This window comes from Spirulina subsalsa FACHB-351 (assembly GCF_026130165.1).
Lineage (GTDB): Bacteria > Cyanobacteriota > Cyanobacteriia > Cyanobacteriales > Spirulinaceae > Spirulina_A > Spirulina_A subsalsa_A.
Window position 1 is genome coordinate 17,453 of the sequence record NZ_JAIHOM010000052.1, and the last position, 17,733, is coordinate 35,185.

The following is a 17,733-nucleotide window of genomic DNA, read 5'->3' on the forward strand; positions in this document are numbered from 1 at the left end:
GAAGCAATTATCAATTATCAATTCTCAATTATCAATTATCAATTATCAATTATCAATTCTCCTAGAGTCTAGGATTCAAAACATCTGACCTGATTTTTCCCTTCGGATTTAGCAATATAAAGGGCTTTATCAGCCTTATAAATTAAGTTTTCTATCCGAGATTGAGTATCTGGGATTTGAGTAGCTACTCCTAAACTTAGGGTGACATAGGGAACAACAGAAGAGGCACAATGGGGGATTTTAAGCTCAAAAACCGCTTGACGAAGGGTTTCCGCAACGTTAAAGGCTCCATTTTGATCGGTATTGGGTAGTAAAACAATAAACTCTTCACCGCCATAGCGGGCAATTAAATCATGGGAATGCTTAAGCTGCATTTTGAGACTATAGGCAACTTTGATTAAGCAATCATCTCCGGCTTGATGGCCATAGGTATCGTTGTAGGGTTTAAAGTTATCAATATCACATAAAATAATAGAACAGGGGGTTTTTTCTTTCAGCATTCTCCGCCATTCTAATGTCACAATGCTATCAAATTTTCGCCGATTAGCTATCCCGGTTAAACTATCATAATGTGCCATGTCTTTGAGTCTTTTGTTGGCGATTTGCAAGGCATTCTCAACGGCATGACGACGTAAAATTTCCGCTTCATGTTCTTGAATTTTTTGCTGGAGCTTTTGATTTTTTTCTTGAAGTTCATCGACTAATTGGGCATAAGCCTTTTGTAAAAGCCTCAGTTGTAAATGAGTAGCAATTCTGGCCTGAACTTCGGCAATATGAAACGGTTTTGTAATATAATCAACTCCGCCAACAGCAAAAGCCTGTAGTTTCTGATCCACTTGATTATAAGCACTTAAAAAGATGACCGGAATATCTTGGACTTTGGGCATTGTTTTAAGCTGTTGACAGACTTCATAGCCGTTCATTTTAGGTAAACCAATATCTAATAAAATGAGATCGGGTATAGTCTTTTCAACGACTTTTAGTGCCATTTCGCCTGTAATGACTTTCCGAACTTTATAGCCTTGTTGCTCCAACATAGTCGCCAGCAGACGTAAGTTTTCTGGGGTATCATCAACGATTAGGATATCCGGCGGGTTTGTTGGCAAATGAGCGACCATTAGAGGCTTCCCTTGAATTAGGACGAGGGTCTATCAAATTGTTTTAAACTTTGAGCGGTGGCTTCGAGAATTTTCTCAAATTGAAAGTTTTTGACTAATATTTCTAAGCTGGCAGCTAGTGCTGAATTGGGGTAAGGAATGGCTTGAATCAAAGAAAAAATATGTTCTTCATCAGCAATGCTCACGGCTTCTTCAAATTGTTTGAGCCAAGGTTGTGGTTGTTGTTGGAGTTGGGCAATCCAAGCGTCAGATGAGGGCTGAACTTCGGCTAATTCTGGTTCTAGACTATTGTATTCTGAGGTCACAAGGGGGTTACTACTATAAGAATATTCTACGCCTAAATGTTCTTGCATTTTGGCTAGAATTTGGTTTTTGAGGAAGGGTTTACTGAGAAAATCATCACATCCGGCATCTAGGACGGCTTGGCGTTGTTGTTCAAAGGCGCTGGCGGTGAGGGCGATAATTTTAACGGGGGGTTGAGTTTGGGGGGGGAGTTGGCGTTCTTGTAGGCGGATTTGTTGGGTGGCTTCGTAGCCGTCCATGACGGGCATCCGAATGTCCATCCAGATGAGATGGGGGTGCCAGGTTTGCCAGAGGGCGATCGCTTTTTCTCCATTTTCGGCCTCTTTAATCTCGAATCCCAAGGGACTGAGTATAGAACGCAACAGATGACGATTCACGGCTATATCTTCCACAATTAAAATCCGCCATGAGGGTTGATGGGGGGCTAGGCCAATAATGGTTTGGGTTTCAGGTGGGGATAAATAGAGAGCCGAATTCACGGGCAGAACCAGAGAAAAGCGAAAACAGGTTTCTTGGGGAGGCGTTTCAGGACAGGGAACCAAGGTGGGAGGATGTTCCGGGCGAGATACCAGCCGCCAGTTGCGACTTTCAATTTCCATGTCACCCCCCATGAGTTCAATAAAACGGCGACTGATGGGCAAACCGAGTCCGGTTCCCTGTTGAGAGTTGCGTCCGACTTCGGTTTGCACGAATGGTTCAAAAATACTATTTAGTTCTTGAGGGGCGATGCCGGGGCCGGTGTCAATGACGGAAAATTGGAGGGGGATGAGGTGGGGATCGGAACTGGGCAAGATTTTAACCCGCAGGGTAATATAACCCTGTTGGGTGAATTTACAACTATTACTGAGCAGATTCATGAGGATTTGTCGCAGTTTGCTGGCATCGCCGAGGAGAGACTGGGGTAGGTTGGGGGGGCGTTCGATGGTGAAGGTTAAGCCGTTGGTTTGGGCTTTGAGGTAGAACATACTGTGCAGGAGGTCGAGGAGTTCATGGAGGCTGAAGGGGGCGATATCTAGGGAGATTTGCCCGGCTTCCATTTTGGAGAGGTCGAGGATGTCGTTAATGAGGTCGAGGAGGTGTTCTCCGCTTTGTTGAATGATGCCGAGATACTCTTTTTGTTCGGGGTGGAGATTGGAGTCTTGATGGAGGATTTGGCTAAAACCGAGGATGGCGTTGAGGGGGGTGCGCAGTTCATGGCTCATGGTGGCGAGAAATTGGCTTTTAGCTAAGTTGGCGGCTTCGGCGGCTTCTTTGGCGGCTTGTAGGGCTTTTTCGCTGCGTTTGCGATCGCTAATATCCCGAATCATAAACAGAACCTCATCGTCCCCGCTCAGGGTGACGCGCACTTCTTCTTGATAGGTTTGTCCATTTAAAGCAAATTCCTGCTCGTAAATGCACATTTCCCGCTTACTGAGAACTTGGTTCAGGACTTGCAGATGTCGGGAGGCAATTTCTGGGGGAACAACATCCATCATGTGCCTACCAATGCGGTGATGGTCAAAGAGTTTGGGGGAATTTTTAGCCGCGATAAAGTCTAAATAAATGCCACTGCGATGGACTCGGAACATCAGGTCAGGAATGGCTTCGATAATGGCTCGATAGCGGATTTCACTTTGTTGGAGCGCCCGGTCAAATTCTTGGAGTTGGTTTAACTGTTCTTGTAAGCGGTTTTGGAACTTGATGGTTTCGGTAATATCCGTATGGGAGCCAATCATGCGCACTACTTCCCCGGCAGCGTTTTTGATGTGAATGGCGCGGGAGAGGATATAAACAATAGATCCATCTTTGTGATAAAACCGTTGGGTCATCAGGAAGCGGGGGACTTTCCCTTGGTTGTAGTCTTCTACGAGACGTAAGGCTAAAACCCGATCTTCGGGCAGAATGACTTTTTCCCAACTCTCGAAGGTGTTGGGGAGTTCATGATCTAGGTAGCCGAGCATTTCTTTCCAACGGGGGGAGAAATAAATGGTCTGTTGCCTAAAGTCCCAATCCCAAAATCCATCATTTGAGGCTTCAATGACTAATTCTAAACGGAGGAGGGTTTGATGCAGTTGTTCCTCAATGCGTTCTCGCTGCTCAATTTCCCGTTGCAGTTGAAAGTTCTGCTCATCGAGATAGAGTTTCTGTTGTTTTTCTTGTTCTAACAGGGAGGCCTGGGCGATCGCAATCCCCAAACTGGCGGCCACCGACTCAATCAACTCAATATCCTCGTCATTCCACTCCCGGAAGATACAACACTGATGCAAGCAAATTAAACCGTTCGGTTGTCCATTGTAGGAGGTACGCACCACCAGCATGGATTTAATCTCTAAGTGCTGGCAGAGATCATGATGGCCCAAAAACAGGGAATCCATGTAAACATTGGGGGTGGCAACGGCTGAATCTTGGGTTAAAACGGTCTGAACATGAGCATTCCCTTCTATGGGAACCATAAAACCGGCTAGGGATTCATAGGGGCCGACAATATACTCCGCCACCAGAGGCAAGCAAGGCAGGGGATCGGGGTAGTAAGTATGAATCAAACAGCGATCCACCTGTAACACTTGGCCTAATTGTTCGGCGGCCGTGTTGAAAATGTGGTTCACATCCAAGCTGAGGCGGATTTTTTCGGTAATTTGGCGCAGTAAGACGGTGCGATTTAACTGTTTGGTCAGGGATTCTAAGGCTTCGCGACGGCGGGTAATATCGGAGTAAATGCCAATGTAGTGGGTGACTTTGCCCAATTGATCTCGCACGGGAGCAATGGAACAATCATTCCAAAACATCGACCCATCTCGGCGATAATTGCGCAGGGTAACGCGGCATTCCCGGGCGTTGGCGAGGGCTTGCCAGAGTTGTCGAGCGCCTGCTTGTTGGGTGTCTTGATCTTGCAAAAACAGGAAATTGCGGCCGAGGACATCAGAAGAGATATAACCTGTGAGGGATTCAAAAGCAGGATTGACGTAAATGGCGGGATAGTCCCCTCCGGTGGCATCACTGATAATAATGCCATTGGGAGAGGCGGCGATCGCCCGTTCAAAAACCCGAAGCTTTTGTTCCCGTTGTTTACGGTCCCGAATATCTTCCACCACGGCGATTAAATAATCCGGTTCCCCGCTCTCGGTTTGTACTAACGACAGGGTGGTATGTACCCAAATTTCCTCCCCTCGGGCTGTTTTATAGCGTTTTTCCCCGTTCAACGGTACTTGTTCCCCAGTCATCAAGACTTGAACCTGTTGTTTTGTAATGGGGATATACTCATCGGCGATTAACTCATACCAATGTTTCCCTAATAACTGTTCTGGCGGCTCTTCTAATAACTCACACAGTTTAGAATTAACCTCCAACAGCTGCCCCTCCAGACTAATCAACGCCATCCCCACCCCGGCCACTTCAAAGGTCGCCCGAAAGCGTTTTTCACTAGCTTGTAAGGCGGCGGCGGCTTCCTCTCGTTGGCGAATTTCGACCTCTAGGCGACTGTTGCGCTCTTGGAGCAATTTGAGGTTTTTGTCCTGTAAGTCCTCGACTTGAGCCTGTAAACTGGCAATGATGTCATTCACATCATGGGGGTTCACCGCCTCCAAAACACTGGTCTGAGTGACCAGCCCCAATAATTCCCCCTCTTCCCCTACAATCACCACGCGCCGCATCCCACGCCGACACATGGCCTCATGGACTGTCCAGAGGGAGGCATCGGGGGGGAGAGCAAAGACCGGAGAACTCATGACCTCCTTCGCTTTCACTTGAGAGAGATCCTGATTATGCCACTGGACTAAATCTCGTTCGGTGACGATGCCCACAGGAATTTTAACCGGGTGCTTCTGTCGCCGGACGGTTTTCACAATCACCACACAACTGATCTGATGGCTACTCATTAAGGTGGCAATATTTAACAGGGAGGTGTGGGGGGCTGCATCAATGACTGAATGGGTCATCACCTCGTGAATTTGCCGAATGCGCAGGATATCTAGGGGCTGTAAAAACTGGCGCAAACTGGCTAAGGTGACAATGCCGTAGAGTTGGCCTCGGTCTAGAATGGGGAGGTGACGGATGTGGTGGGATTGGAGAATTTTTAGGGTGGAGACTAAATCCTGTAAGTCGGAGAGTTCTGCGGTGATTAATTGCCGTGTCATGAGGTCAGACACGGTAATTTTTGACCCACTGAGGGGATGGGGAGGACGGGCTAAACATCGCACTATATCCCGTTCGGTGATAATGCCTTGTAAGTGACCTTGGTCTACGATTAGGGCATAACTGACGGGGGGCTGCCGTTGGCTCATGGCCGCAATGGTAGCTTGTAGGGAGGTGTTCGGTGCGATCGCTAAGGGAGCATGATCGACCCATGTTTTGCCTTCGGGAGCATCATCTACCATGATTTCAACTATCACGGGAATAGGGTTCGTAGTTGCGCTTGGGCGCCCAATCCGGTTCGTAGTTGCGCTTTAGCGCCCAATCCGGTTCGTAATTGCGCTTTAGCGCCCAATCCGGTTCGTAGTTGCGCTTTAGCGCCCAATCGGGAGTCAAGATTGATTAGTCAGTGTTACCTAATTATCATTGGTGCGCCAGAATTTCAAAGATTCCTTCTGTTACCGAAGTGATTAGACTTGACGCACCCTATTGACCGTTACGCTAAACGTTCCTCACTCCCTTGGTGAACCGTTTTCACCCACTTTAAGCGCTTAGGACGAATGGACATCCGCCCCGTCGTGGCTACCATGACCACAATCCAATGACACATATAGAGAGTGCCGCGTAAACTTTGCCCCCAATACCCCAACAACTGGGCAAAGGAGAAGCGAGAAGGGCGATTAATGCGAGATAACCCCATAGACATTCCTACAAAGGCAAAGGGTACCGTCAGGGCAGAGAGGGGGGCTAAAACAGAACCGTGATGGCGTAGGAGCATCATCATCACATCGGGGACTAAGGCCGTGGGGAAAATGTACTGGGTCATGACAAACATCAGCAAATCCAGAGTTTTCACAAAGCCCATCGGTTTCCGCACCATTAAGCGCCAGTAGTCTAAATAGCGTTGATAACCTCCTTCTGCCCAACGACTGCGTTGGTGCCAGAGGGCTTGGGGGCGGGTGACTCCCTCTTCATAAACGGCCGGGAAGAGACAAAAATCAATGTCCCAGTCGTCTAAATGGAGGCGAATGGTTAAATCTAAATCATCGGTAATGGTTTCTTCATTCCAGCCCCCACAACTGGCTAAGGCTTTCCGACGGACAAATTGACCATTGCCCCTTAGTTCCCCGATGCCCCCAATGGCGACCCGTTGCTGTTGAAAATAACTATCTAGGGCCATTTCTGTGGCTTGGCCTTTGGTCCAGAAATTTAGAGCAGCATTGGTGATGGCTTTGCGCACTTGCACCGCGCCCACATTTTCCGGTTGGAACATGGGTACGACACGACGTAAGATGTCTTCGGCTACCACGGCATCGGCATCAAACACGCCGATGATGTCCCCTTGAGTTTGGGGTAGGACTTGATTGAGGGCGCCCGATTTGCCCCCTCCGGCATTGGGGGGACGATGGACAACCCGCAATTGAGGATAGTCTAGGGCTAAAGCGTCTAAAAGTTCCGGTGTGCGATCGCTACTCGCATCATCAATCACCCAAACCTCATACTTGTCTTGGGGATAGTCCACAGCGCACAAGGTTTGAACTAGGCGCCCAATGACAGCCTCTTCATTTTTAGCGGCCACGAGCAAGGATACTGTGGGAGCCGCGGCTAATTCTCCCTCGGTGAGGGGCAGAGGATCGGCGGCGGGTTTGGCTAAAATGAGCCGTAAGCAATAGACGGCCAAAATCCCCGTAACACTCAACACTAGCCAAGTCCCCCAAGCGACGAGGTGCAGAGCAATCACAATCCCCCAAATCATAATCAGGGTAAAGGCTGCTTTGCGCCGACGGCCTTCTAAACCGAGAAAGAAATCACTGTTAAAGTCTTCTTCGTCTTCTGCGGGATCAGACCATTCCGCCAACAGGGAGGTTAGGGGATCAAGTTCTAAATCGCTTTCTTCAGGGTTAGACCAAAAATTATCGGACATAGCAGGTTCTTAAAGGGGTAAAGTGCCAAAATCGGAGACGGGGGCGTAAATCACCGAGGATACGCGGATATCTACTGTTTGCAATTCTAACGAATGCTGGGTCGATCCTCTTGGGAATGGTCAAAATCTCTGTCTTGGGGAATCGAGAATCCGGTTCGTAGTTGCGCTTGGGCGCCCAATCGGGAGTCGGGAGTCGAGAATTGGGAGTCGAAGAATCAAGAATTATTCCCTCTCCCCCGCTCCCCTGCTCCCCCGCTCCCCTGCTCCCCTGCTCCCCTTCCCTAGACTATCCCGAAACGGATATACTTCTGGGGCAACCCTTAGTGAAATGGCGTGACGGTTTAGAATGAATGAGTGGTTACTGGCGATCGCCGCCTCAATGCTTTCCATTTTGTGGGTAGAGTTGATTCGGGACATCTATCACCTTTTGGCGCACCTTTGGCCGCCATTGTATCGCTTGCACGTCTGGCATCATCGGGTATTTCGTCGCGACTTAACCCCCGTCAGTGAGGAAATCTACCGTCAAGCCCACTGGTACAATGATTTACCAGAAGCCTTGGTTATGTTGAGCTTTAGTCTGCTGCCCGGACTTTTGGCCTGGATTTGGGCGTTCCCTCACGGGGGGCTAGTGTGGCTGGGAACAGTTTACACCTTGGGCTTTTTGTTGAGTGCGATCGCCCGAGGCAGTGGTTTAGCCTATGCCGATGAACTCACAGACTTAACCCATCGTCCGGGTCCATTCAAAGAAATCCCCGCCCATTGGTTCGTCAACCGCACTTATCACTGGCGGCATCACTTCGACGACCAACAGGCCTACTATTGCGGAACTTTTACCTTTGTCGATCAAATTATGGGGACAGCACTATCACTCAAAGGCAAGCGGATTGCAGTAACAGGCGCTTCCGGCACAATGGGGCGAGCCTTATTAACCCACCTCAAAGCTAGGGGAGCCAAGGTTATCGCTTTAACCTCTCGCCCAGAGGCCGTCATATTAGATGGGGAGACTACCCCCCTGAAAACCCTCACCTGGCAAGTGGGGGAAGAAGCAGCCCTAGCCGAAGAATTAGAGAAAATCGATATCCTGATCTTGAATCATGGCGTGAATGTTCATGGTAATTGTCAGGAAAATGCGATCGCCCAATCCTACGAAATTAACACCTTCTCCAGTTGGCGACTCCTAGAACTCTTCCTCAAAACCGTCCGCACCAACGACCACATCGCCACTAAAGAAATCTGGGTCAACACTTCCGAAGCCGAAGTAAACCCCGCCTTTAGCCCCCTCTATGAACTCAGCAAGCGCACCCTCGGCGATTTAGTCACCCTACGGCGTTTAGATGCCCCCTGCATCATTCGCAAAATCATCCTCGGCCCCTTTAAAAGTAACCTTAACCCCATTGGAGTCATGTCCGCCGATTGGGTCGCCCGACAAGTGGTTAAACAGGCCCAACGAGACACCCGCAACATCATTGTCACCATCAACCCCATCACCTATCTCGCCTTCCCCCTCAAAGAGTTTTTCGTCTCCAGCTACTTTAAACTCTTCACCCAGCGCCCCCCAAGCCCTCAATAACGGCCATCACAGCAAGCAGAGAATCCACATAGCGATACAATGAACTTGATCTAAGTTAGGTGGCCACACCATCGGTCAGAGTGCCTTTAAGGATTCAATTCCCCAACACTCCCACCCGTTTAACTGCCCCTTGTGCCGTTTTTTATTGACCCAACAAAACGATGACACCAGAAACCTCCAACACCCCCGACAGTTCTAAACCCTATACCCCCGACTTTCAAAACCTTGACAGCAGCTTTGAACATAGCCCCACTGCCGTCCCAGAAACTCCCGTTGTAGAAATTCCCCCAGAAGATATTGAGGCATTGATGGCCTATTTAAACACCATTAAAGCCTTTACCCAATTAGCCCAAAGTTCTTTTATCTTGCCCCCACGCGCTAAAGAAAACTTACCTAAACTAACGGAAAAACTCAATAACTTACCCGAAGAAACTCCTAAAGCCGTTGCTCGTGCGATTAACATCTGGTGTAATGGTCAAGGTTCACCGGATTTATTAACTGATTTAAACGACCGAGAAAGTAACTTATCTCGTCAAGAATCTAGTGATTCTCCTCCCGGTGCTGAAGGCTTAAAACAACAAATTGCAGAAAGTATTGTTGCCCTGAAGCAAGTCTTACCCCCAGCTTAGTGTTCCTTACCGAATAAATTTGTAGGTTGGGTGAAGCGACAGCGCAACCCAACACCAGTAAACTAGCGAAAAAACTTGTAGGTTGGCTAAAGCGACAGCGCAACCCAACACCAGTAAACTAGCGAAAAAACTTGTAGGTTGGCTAAAGCGACAGCGCAAGCCAACCCAGGTAAACTAGCGGAAAAACTTGTAGGTTGGCTAAAGCGACAGCGAAACCCAACCCAAGTAAAATCAAAAACACCTGCTTGCCAAGACCATCAAGACCAGATAAGCTTTAATTGATTTGGGTTAACTTAAGGAAAAAAATATGATTGATGAACCAATTTATGCCCCGAACATTTATCTCTTTGCCTTTCAAAATGCAAAATTTATTGTTTCAGATAATCGGGGAGAATTGGTTGATCCACAGTGGATTTATAAAACTAGTAAAACTATTTTAAGTCAATTTCATCTTGATATTAATGAGATTAATTTCGAGCTAAAATCGGGTAAATTCCCACCCACCCGCCTTCATTTATTAAATAATAATGACCAAAAAAGTAGCTTACCCATTGACTTATCTGTTCCCTTAGAACATGAGGGACAAAACAGCTTAAAAGGGCGGATTTATCCCCTGTGGATTGAGGATAGTTACGCCTTGGGGTTAAATATTCGCTACCCCCAAGGGGAGGGAGTGGATGCCGTTGCCATTGATGACCTAAAAAACTTTAACCCCGCTAGTTGTTTTGCCCGACAAACCATTAAAAGTAATTTAGGGCAAACGGTTTTAATTACGGGATTTTTAAACCAAGAACAACAACGGAAAAAAACGAAAGAATTAAGGCAACTTGCCGATGAGTGTTATCGAATTTTTACGGGATTAGAACCTGACGTTACTTCTCAGCAAGAATTGCCATTTTATAAAACTGGAAAATTATTCGGTAGCCCCATTTTTGAGTATGGGATTCCCTGCCATGAAGATCCTAACGGTCATATTTTAATCTGGTTTTTCTTTTCCGAGTCTACCAGCGAAAACTTTATTGACTGTTATCAGCAATTCACCGATATTTTTTGTTACCGTAACAAAGTGATTAAATCCTATGAAAATAGTCAACTGGACTATCAGCAGGGGATTCAGATTTGCAAAGATTTAGAACAGGATATTGCGGAAATTAAGAATTTTTCTAATGATGCGACGTTGAGGGAGCAAGAACTGCAAAACCTGAAGCTGAAACTGAAACATTTGCTGAAAACGGCTTTAGATTATTCGCAAATTTTGCGCAATCTGGAGTATAACTACAACTCCATTAAAATTAATATGGAGAATTATCAAGAGAAACTGACTGAAGTTGTGCAACGGTTGCAGAAATTGGGACATTGGCGGAATGCGGACTTAGTATTTTTAGAGGAGTTTTATCAACAGGATTGCCCGAAATATCAAGCCCAGATTCAGGCGAATTTGTTTTATTTGCGGCATGGCTTGCAGTTGTTGGATCAGGCGATCGCAACCATTCGCGGGATTACAGAGATAGATCAAGCCGAGCGCGATCGCACCCTCCACACCCTAATCCTTATCATTGGCGTAGGAGTTGGCAGTGGGGTAATGTTTGCCCATAGTTTCTCCCTCACCCTACCCCAAACCTCAACCGAGGAGAATATCCCAACCAATCCAGCCCTCCAAACCTTCAGTTACAGTTTAGGAGTCGGCCTCTTTTTTGCCCTGCTGACCTATCTTTGCCGGAAATTCTGGAAAAACCGATAAAAAGAGCAGTCCGTAGGTTGGGTGATGTGGGGGGTGTTCATCCACTCAGAAACCGGGTTTCTTTCATCAAAACCTCCTGGGTCTGAAACCCCGTCCTTTAAGGACGGCTTTGTATTTTTCTGGTAATATTGGAAATATCGAAAAGCGAAAACCAAGGCTATTCGATATTAGCACCTTGAAAATTGGATATAGCGGGTTTCGTGTCGAAAAGCTGGCACGAGTAAAATATCCAAGCAACAAGCACAGTCTTGATTGGACACCGTACCGCCGGGCTGGCGGAATCGGGACTCTGTAACGGGTTAAAAAGTCTGTGGACATGGCGTAAGACGGGGACATAACTAATGAAAGTTGGTGGTGTACGCAGATGTGAGTGAAGCAGAAACTCAAATCGTGAGGTTTGGGAATCACCGTGGCTTTAGTCCGGTGAGGAGGTCAACTCTCTGTTTTCCCGCTACACCTTAGCAGAAACCCGGTTTCTCCTTTTGATTTGGGGGGGTGTTGGGTTGCGCTGCGCTTCACCCAACCTACAGATCGCGAAACAATCAACAATTATTGATTATTGATTATCAATTGTTTTGTTGGGTTGCGCTGCGCTTCACCCAACCTACAGATCGCGAAACAATTAACAATTATTAATTATTGATTATCAATTGTTTTGTTGGGTTGCGCTGCGCTTCACCCAATCTACAGATCGCGAAACAATTAACAATTATTAATTATTGATTATCAATTGTTTTGTTGGGTTGCGCTGCGCTTCACCCAATCTACGGGGGGTGGGGGAAAAGTTAGAATGGGGCGTGGCTGGTTGAGCAATTGCTCCCCCAATAGTTGTAGGTTTACGGGTGAGGAGGAGAACATGAGTTTAACGGGAATTGTCCTAGGGGGGTCGGGTGTACTTGGTACATTAATCTGTGAACAGTTGCGGCAGGTGTTGGGGGAGGAGTTGTGGCTGAGGGTGGGCGATCGCAATCCCCAACGAGGAGCCGCCACAGCCCGCCAATTAGGAGGACAAACCACCTCTACCCGAGTGGATGCCCATTCAGACACCAGTCTAGATCAAGCCTTAGCGGGGGTTGATTTTGCCCTAGTCGCCCTCAATCAACCAGAACCTCGCATCCAAAGGGCTTGTCTCCGTCGAGGAATTCCCTGCATTGATGTCACCGCTAAACGGGAGTTCACCCAACAAGTGCGACAGTTGGACTCCGAAGCCCAAGCTCAAAAGGTTTCCCTGCTCTTAGGGGTGGGGTTTCTCCCCGGTTTATCGGGTTTAATGGTCAAATATTTCAGCCAAAACTGGGACGCGGTGCAATCCGTGGATTTAGGTTTGTTGCAAAATGGCAATGCTCGGGTGGGTCGCTCCGGTATTCTAGATATGATCGGCATTATTGCTGCCCCGGTGCCGGATATCCACCCCCCTCATGACCTCATTCCGGGCTTTCTCAAAACCCGTTCCCTCGGCTTTGGCGACCTCGCCCCTCAACAGTCGGTTCATCTAATCAACCACATGGAAGCCCAAGAGTTACGGGCGTTTTTCCCCGATTTCCCTGTGCGCTATTGGACCGCCTGGAACCGTCCACTCCTTAATCAGGGATTCCGATTTTTGCAACATTTGGGATGGTTGCCGAAATTAGCCACCTCGCCCTTGATGATCTCTTTAGCCGATCAAATTGCCCAATCTCACCAACCCGAACAACCGGAAACGGCTGCCCTTAGCGTAGAAGTACAGGGGAAAATTGCCGGAGAAGCCCGCAGTCGTTGGGGAACGCTGATTGTTCCCTCAGATTATGGCATTACCGCACGGGCGGCGGGAATTTTAACAAAACTTGTCTTAGAAAATCCGACCTATGGGGTGCATCTTCCGTTTGAATGTTTCGACTGGGAGATAGTTTACCAAGCTGGATTAGGGGAGGGTGTGCAATGGATGGAAGGAGAAGATCGGCTTGAATGCAAATAATTAAGGGACAAAAATTGATGGTAATTCACAAAAGACGCTGGTTCAGTGCTGGGATGATGGCGGTTATGCTGTTAATGGCGGGCTGTGGCACTCCTGAGAGTAACGCCCCTTCTGGCGAGGCAACGGCTCCCCCGGAGGCACAGGAAACCCCGACAACAACCGGACAATCTCCCTCAGACGTGACTCAAGCCCCCCCCAACAGAACCCCAGCGTCGGGCGGAATCTCTAGCACCTCAGAGGAAGAAGTTGTGACCAGTTACCCTCAACGGGCGACTTTTACCCGTTTACAGGCGGGGGATTTAATGTGTTATACCCAAGTGATGGATCCTCAAGGACAGGTGTTTGATTTGGGGGCGACGTTTGAAGTGTGCGATCGCCAATCTGAACTGATCAACCAAAAAGTCCGCCTCCTCTATAGCCTAGAGAATGTCGCCGACTGTGAAAGTAACGAACCCTGCGGCAAAACTCGCCAAGAACAATTAATCTCCGATGTGGTGCTATTAGGAGACAGTTGGCAAGTCTGGAGTAATGGCCAATGGACTGTCACTGTGGGACGAATGGAACTCGGAGACATCGGCAGCCAAGGCATGACCTACTATGGCTGTGATGCCCAAAATAATTGTCTCGCCCTTGATGAAGGGATGACCATTTGCCGCAATGGCATCTGTAACATGACTTGGAGTAATGGCGACTACACCTATACCCTGTCCAGTGAAATGCGGGAAGATGGAGACGGCCCCACTCGTCTCCTCGTGTTTCAAGGTGAACGGGAACTGGTCAACGCACCGGGGATGAAAATTGTGGAAGCCAGCGACTCCTAAACCCTTGATAGTTCTAGCCTATGGCCATTAATCTCGCTCAAGAAGCGATCGCCGTCTTACTCGACCTTGCCCAACGGGGCGAAATTGACCCCTGGGATGTGCAGGTGATTGAAGTCATCGACCGTTATCTGAGTAAACTCGCCCTAACCGGAGATTTAGAACCCGGCAAAGAAACCGCCGACCTGCCCCAGTCCGGCCAGGCCTTCCTCTGGGCTTCCATGCTGGTATTGCTCAAAGCCAACACCCTAGATGAGGTCGAGGAAGAGCCAGAAGACGAGGAAATCGGAGAATTTGACTCAGATGACCTAGCGCGCCCCGAACGCGCCTTACCGACCCGTTTAGAGCGGCATATTCGCCGCCGTCCTTCCGCCCCACCCCTGCGGAGAAGACGAGTCACCCTACAGGAGTTAATCGAGCAGATTGAGGCGATGGCCGTAGTCTTAGAGTCCAAACCCGCTAAACCTCGGGTGCGATCGCGTTCCCCCTCTCGGCGAGAAGCCCTCCGCACCATTGCCGAACTCGCCCACAACGAAAACCTAACGGAAATGGCCGGACTATTAGACCAGTTTTTGAGCCAAAACTTCCAACAAATCGCCGGAGAACAGGAGAAAATCGCCCTCGACCAACTGGTGGCCTTCTGGAGTCAGCAGCAAGGGCAATCCTCACCCTCTCAACCCTCCACCCACGACCGAGTAGGGGTATTTTGGGCGCTCCTCCTGCTCTCCGCTCAATCCAAAGTCGAGTTAGAACAACAAGAATTTTATCAAGACCTGACCATTAAGCCCATTTCCCCCTGATTGAGGATCAGGGATTGGGATACAATCAAACAAGACAAACGCAGATTTACAGTAAAGGTTCGAGGGGAAAGTATAACGATGAAAGCCATGATTCTGGCGGCTGGGAAAGGAACAAGGGTTCGTCCAATTACCTACACCATTCCAAAACCATTGATCCCGATTTTACAAAAACCCGTGATGGAGTTCCTGCTAGAACTCCTACGTCAGCATGGCTTTGATCAAGTTATGGTCAATGTCAGTCACCTCGCCAACGAAATTGAAAGCTATTTTCGCGATGGTCAACGGTTTGGGGTAGAAATTGCCTACTCCTTTGAAGGGCGGATTATGGATGGTCAGTTAGTCGGAGAAGCCTTGGGATCTGCTGGGGGCCTGCGACGGATTCAAGATTTTTCCCCTTTTTTCGATGATACCTTTATTGTCCTCTGCGGCGATGCCTTGATTGACCTGGACTTAACCGAAGCCATTCAATGGCATAAATCCCGAGGTGCGATCGCCACCATCGTCACCAAAACTGTCCCCAAAGACCAAGTATCCAGTTATGGCGTAGTTGTCACCGATGAAGAAGGCCGCATCAAAGCCTTCCAAGAAAAACCCTCCGTCGAAGAAGCCTTAAGCACCATGATCAACACCGGGATCTACATTTTTGAACCCGAAGTGATTGATTATATTCCCTCCAATCAAGTCTTTGATATTGGGGGAGATTTATTCCCTAAATTAGTGGAAAGTAACGCCCCCTTTTATGCCATTGCCCGAGAATTTCAATGGGTTGATATTGGTAAAGTTCCCGATTACTGGCACGCCATTCGCAGCGTCTTACAAGGAGATGTCCGCAACGTTGCCATCCCGGGAAAAGAAGTTTTTCCGGGAGTTTATACCGGATTAAATGTGGTGGTGAACTGGGATAAAGTCCACGTCAAAGGCCCCGTTTATATTGGCGGCATGACCCGCATTGAAGACGGAGCCACCATTATCGGACCCACCATGATCGGCCCGAGTTGTCATATTTGTAGTGGTGCAACGGTGGATAATAGTGTAATTTTTGAATATTCCCGTCTCGGTGCAGGCATTCGGTTAGTAGATAAGTTAGTTTTTGGGCGTTATTGTGTGGATAAAAATGGCGCAACCATTGACGTTCAAGCCGCCGCTTTAGACTGGTTGATTACCGACGCTCGACAATCCCCCCCCCATCAAGAACCAGCCGAACGGAAGGCGATTGAGGAGTTGTTAAGAGAGTGAACTGCTTACCTCTCCCCACGAGTAGAGTTATATGCCTAACGGCACGCTCGGCGTTAATGTTCACGTAGTGGCAAAGCAAGCCTTACTGAACAGCCTAGTCTTGTCAACACCCTCCCCCCTCGTTTGGGGAGAACTGCGGTTTAATGGAGAAAGGTTAATCACGAAACCTTGATCCCAGCAGTCTGCTTTAACACCACACGGAGTTGTTTTGTTATGACACAATCCCAACGCCCTCCCGCCCCTCCCCGTCGTCCTCCTGCGGCACCGCCCCCACCGGGACGGGGTGCCGCAGCGTCGGATGTCACCCAACAGATGGCCGTACCCGCCCGGGCGGCAGGTCGTCCCATTGCTCCAGCTATTGCCAAATCGGACAAACCCCAACGCACCCCCGGACATCCTTCCATGGAGGAAATTATTAACCGGGCGAATAAAGATGGGTTCTCGGATATTCACTTAGGAGTAGGGGAAGAACCAAGGGTGCGCGATCGCGGTGAAATGATGAAACTCGATTATCCCATCACCGATGACAACACCTTCTGGAGTTGGATGCACGAAATTGTCACAGAACAAGAAATCCAACAGTTCAAAGATACTAAAGAACTAGACACCGCCAAACAATACGACTTTGCCCGAGTACGGATTAACGTCTTTGACACCCTCACCGGTCCAGCCATCGTCATGCGGTTGATTCCCTTAAAAATCCTGACCATGGAGCAGTTACGCTTACCCCCTGTGTTTAAGGATATTTCCGACGCACACAAGGGCTTAATCTTGGTCACAGGCCCCACAGGATCCGGGAAATCCACCACCATGGCGGCAATGGTGGACTATATCAACAAAGAACATTCTAAACACATCATCACCATTGAAGACCCCATTGAATTCATCCATAAAAGTCAAAAATCTTTAGTCAAACACCGGGAAGTCGGTACCCATACCCTCCTGTTTGATAACGCGCTCAAAGCCGCCTTACGGGAAGATCCAGACCTGATTCTGGTAGGGGAAATGCGGGATAAAGGCACGGTAAACACTGCTCTCAAAGCGGCGCAAACGGGTCACTTAGTGATGGGAACCTTGCACACCAACAGTGCGGTCAAAACCATTGAGCGGATTTTGAACCTATACACCGCCGAAGAACAAATTTCCATGCGGATTGCCTTGGCTGAATCAGTGGTAGCGATTATTGCCCAAGGGTTATGTCGTACCACTGACGGCAAACGGGCGGCTTTTCATGACATTCTGATCAATACAGAAACCATGAAAGAATATATCGCCAAAGGGAACTATGAGGAAATGCACGAGTTAATGAAACAAGGGGAATTTGATGGGATGTTGACCATGAACCAAGCCCTGTATAGTTTGTATCAAGAGGGACGAATTACCGAAGAGACGGCGTTAGAAAAATCTCCCACCCCCAACGAAATGGCTCAAATGCTACGCGGTCGGGTTTAACAAGGGTCTGGTGAATAACTCGGGGAGTCGGGAATCCTCTCCCCTGCTCCCCTGCTCCCCCGCTCCCCCGCTCCCCCGCTC

The 17,733-nt window shown here is 48.5% G+C and carries 12 protein-coding genes; 8 read left to right on the forward strand and 4 right to left on the reverse strand.

All coding sequences use genetic code 11. The annotated features are described in order from the left end of the window. Positions 1 to 68 precede the first annotated feature (68 nt). The 4 genes from K4A83_RS11975 to K4A83_RS11990 form a co-directional block, all read right to left on the reverse strand. A complete protein-coding gene (locus tag K4A83_RS11975) occupies positions 69 to 1,118 on the reverse strand; it encodes a GGDEF domain-containing response regulator (protein ID WP_265264796.1) in 1,050 nt (349 codons plus the stop codon). 17 nt (positions 1,119 to 1,135) lie between these two features. Continuing rightward, the gene (locus K4A83_RS11980) at positions 1,136 to 5,788 is read right to left on the reverse strand and encodes a PAS domain S-box protein (RefSeq protein ID WP_265264797.1); all 4,653 of its coding nucleotides are present in this window, start codon (positions 5,786 to 5,788) and stop codon (positions 1,136 to 1,138) included. Beyond that, positions 5,778 to 5,924, reverse strand: a complete 147-nt coding sequence (locus tag K4A83_RS11985) for a hypothetical protein (protein ID WP_265264798.1) — start codon at positions 5,922 to 5,924, stop codon at positions 5,778 to 5,780. Before K4A83_RS11985 ends, K4A83_RS11980 begins: the two co-directional genes overlap by 11 nt. A gap of 100 nt (positions 5,925 to 6,024) precedes the next feature. Continuing rightward, positions 6,025 to 7,452: a glycosyltransferase gene (locus K4A83_RS11990; protein WP_265264799.1), complete on the reverse strand. Its 1,428-nt coding sequence runs from the start codon at positions 7,450 to 7,452 to the stop codon at positions 6,025 to 6,027. Between the two features lie 346 nt (positions 7,453 to 7,798). Here K4A83_RS11990 and K4A83_RS11995 point away from each other — a divergent pair, with 346 nt between their 5' ends. From K4A83_RS11995 to K4A83_RS12030, 8 genes are all read left to right on the forward strand, one after another. Continuing rightward, the gene (locus tag K4A83_RS11995; protein ID WP_265264800.1) at positions 7,799 to 9,022 is read left to right on the forward strand and encodes a bifunctional sterol desaturase/short chain dehydrogenase; all 1,224 of its coding nucleotides are present in this window, start codon (positions 7,799 to 7,801) and stop codon (positions 9,020 to 9,022) included. Between the two features lie 161 nt (positions 9,023 to 9,183). Beyond that, positions 9,184 to 9,651 carry a hypothetical protein gene (locus K4A83_RS12000; RefSeq protein WP_265264801.1) on the forward strand — a complete coding sequence of 156 codons (468 nt, stop codon included), beginning with the start codon at positions 9,184 to 9,186 and terminating at the stop codon, positions 9,649 to 9,651. 307 nt (positions 9,652 to 9,958) lie between these two features. Further along, positions 9,959 to 11,392: a hypothetical protein gene (locus tag K4A83_RS12005; RefSeq protein WP_265264802.1), complete on the forward strand. Its 1,434-nt coding sequence runs from the start codon at positions 9,959 to 9,961 to the stop codon at positions 11,390 to 11,392. Between the two features lie 856 nt (positions 11,393 to 12,248). Next, entirely contained in the window at positions 12,249 to 13,346 is a 1,098-nt protein-coding gene (locus K4A83_RS12010; RefSeq protein WP_265264804.1) for a saccharopine dehydrogenase family protein, read from the forward strand. Positions 13,347 to 13,363: 17 nt separating this feature from the next. Further along, complete coding sequence (locus tag K4A83_RS12015; protein WP_265264805.1) at positions 13,364 to 14,167, forward strand: hypothetical protein; 804 nt, start codon at positions 13,364 to 13,366, stop codon at positions 14,165 to 14,167. 20 nt (positions 14,168 to 14,187) lie between these two features. Then, complete coding sequence (locus tag K4A83_RS12020; protein WP_265264806.1) at positions 14,188 to 14,964, forward strand: segregation/condensation protein A; 777 nt, start codon at positions 14,188 to 14,190, stop codon at positions 14,962 to 14,964. Between the two features lie 78 nt (positions 14,965 to 15,042). Further along, positions 15,043 to 16,200 (forward strand): NDP-sugar synthase, encoded by a 1,158-nt coding sequence (locus K4A83_RS12025; protein ID WP_265264807.1) that lies wholly within the window; start codon positions 15,043 to 15,045, stop codon positions 16,198 to 16,200. Positions 16,201 to 16,413: 213 nt separating this feature from the next. After that, positions 16,414 to 17,652 (forward strand): type IV pilus twitching motility protein PilT, encoded by a 1,239-nt coding sequence (locus K4A83_RS12030; protein ID WP_265264808.1) that lies wholly within the window; start codon positions 16,414 to 16,416, stop codon positions 17,650 to 17,652. Positions 17,653 to 17,733 lie beyond the last annotated feature (81 nt).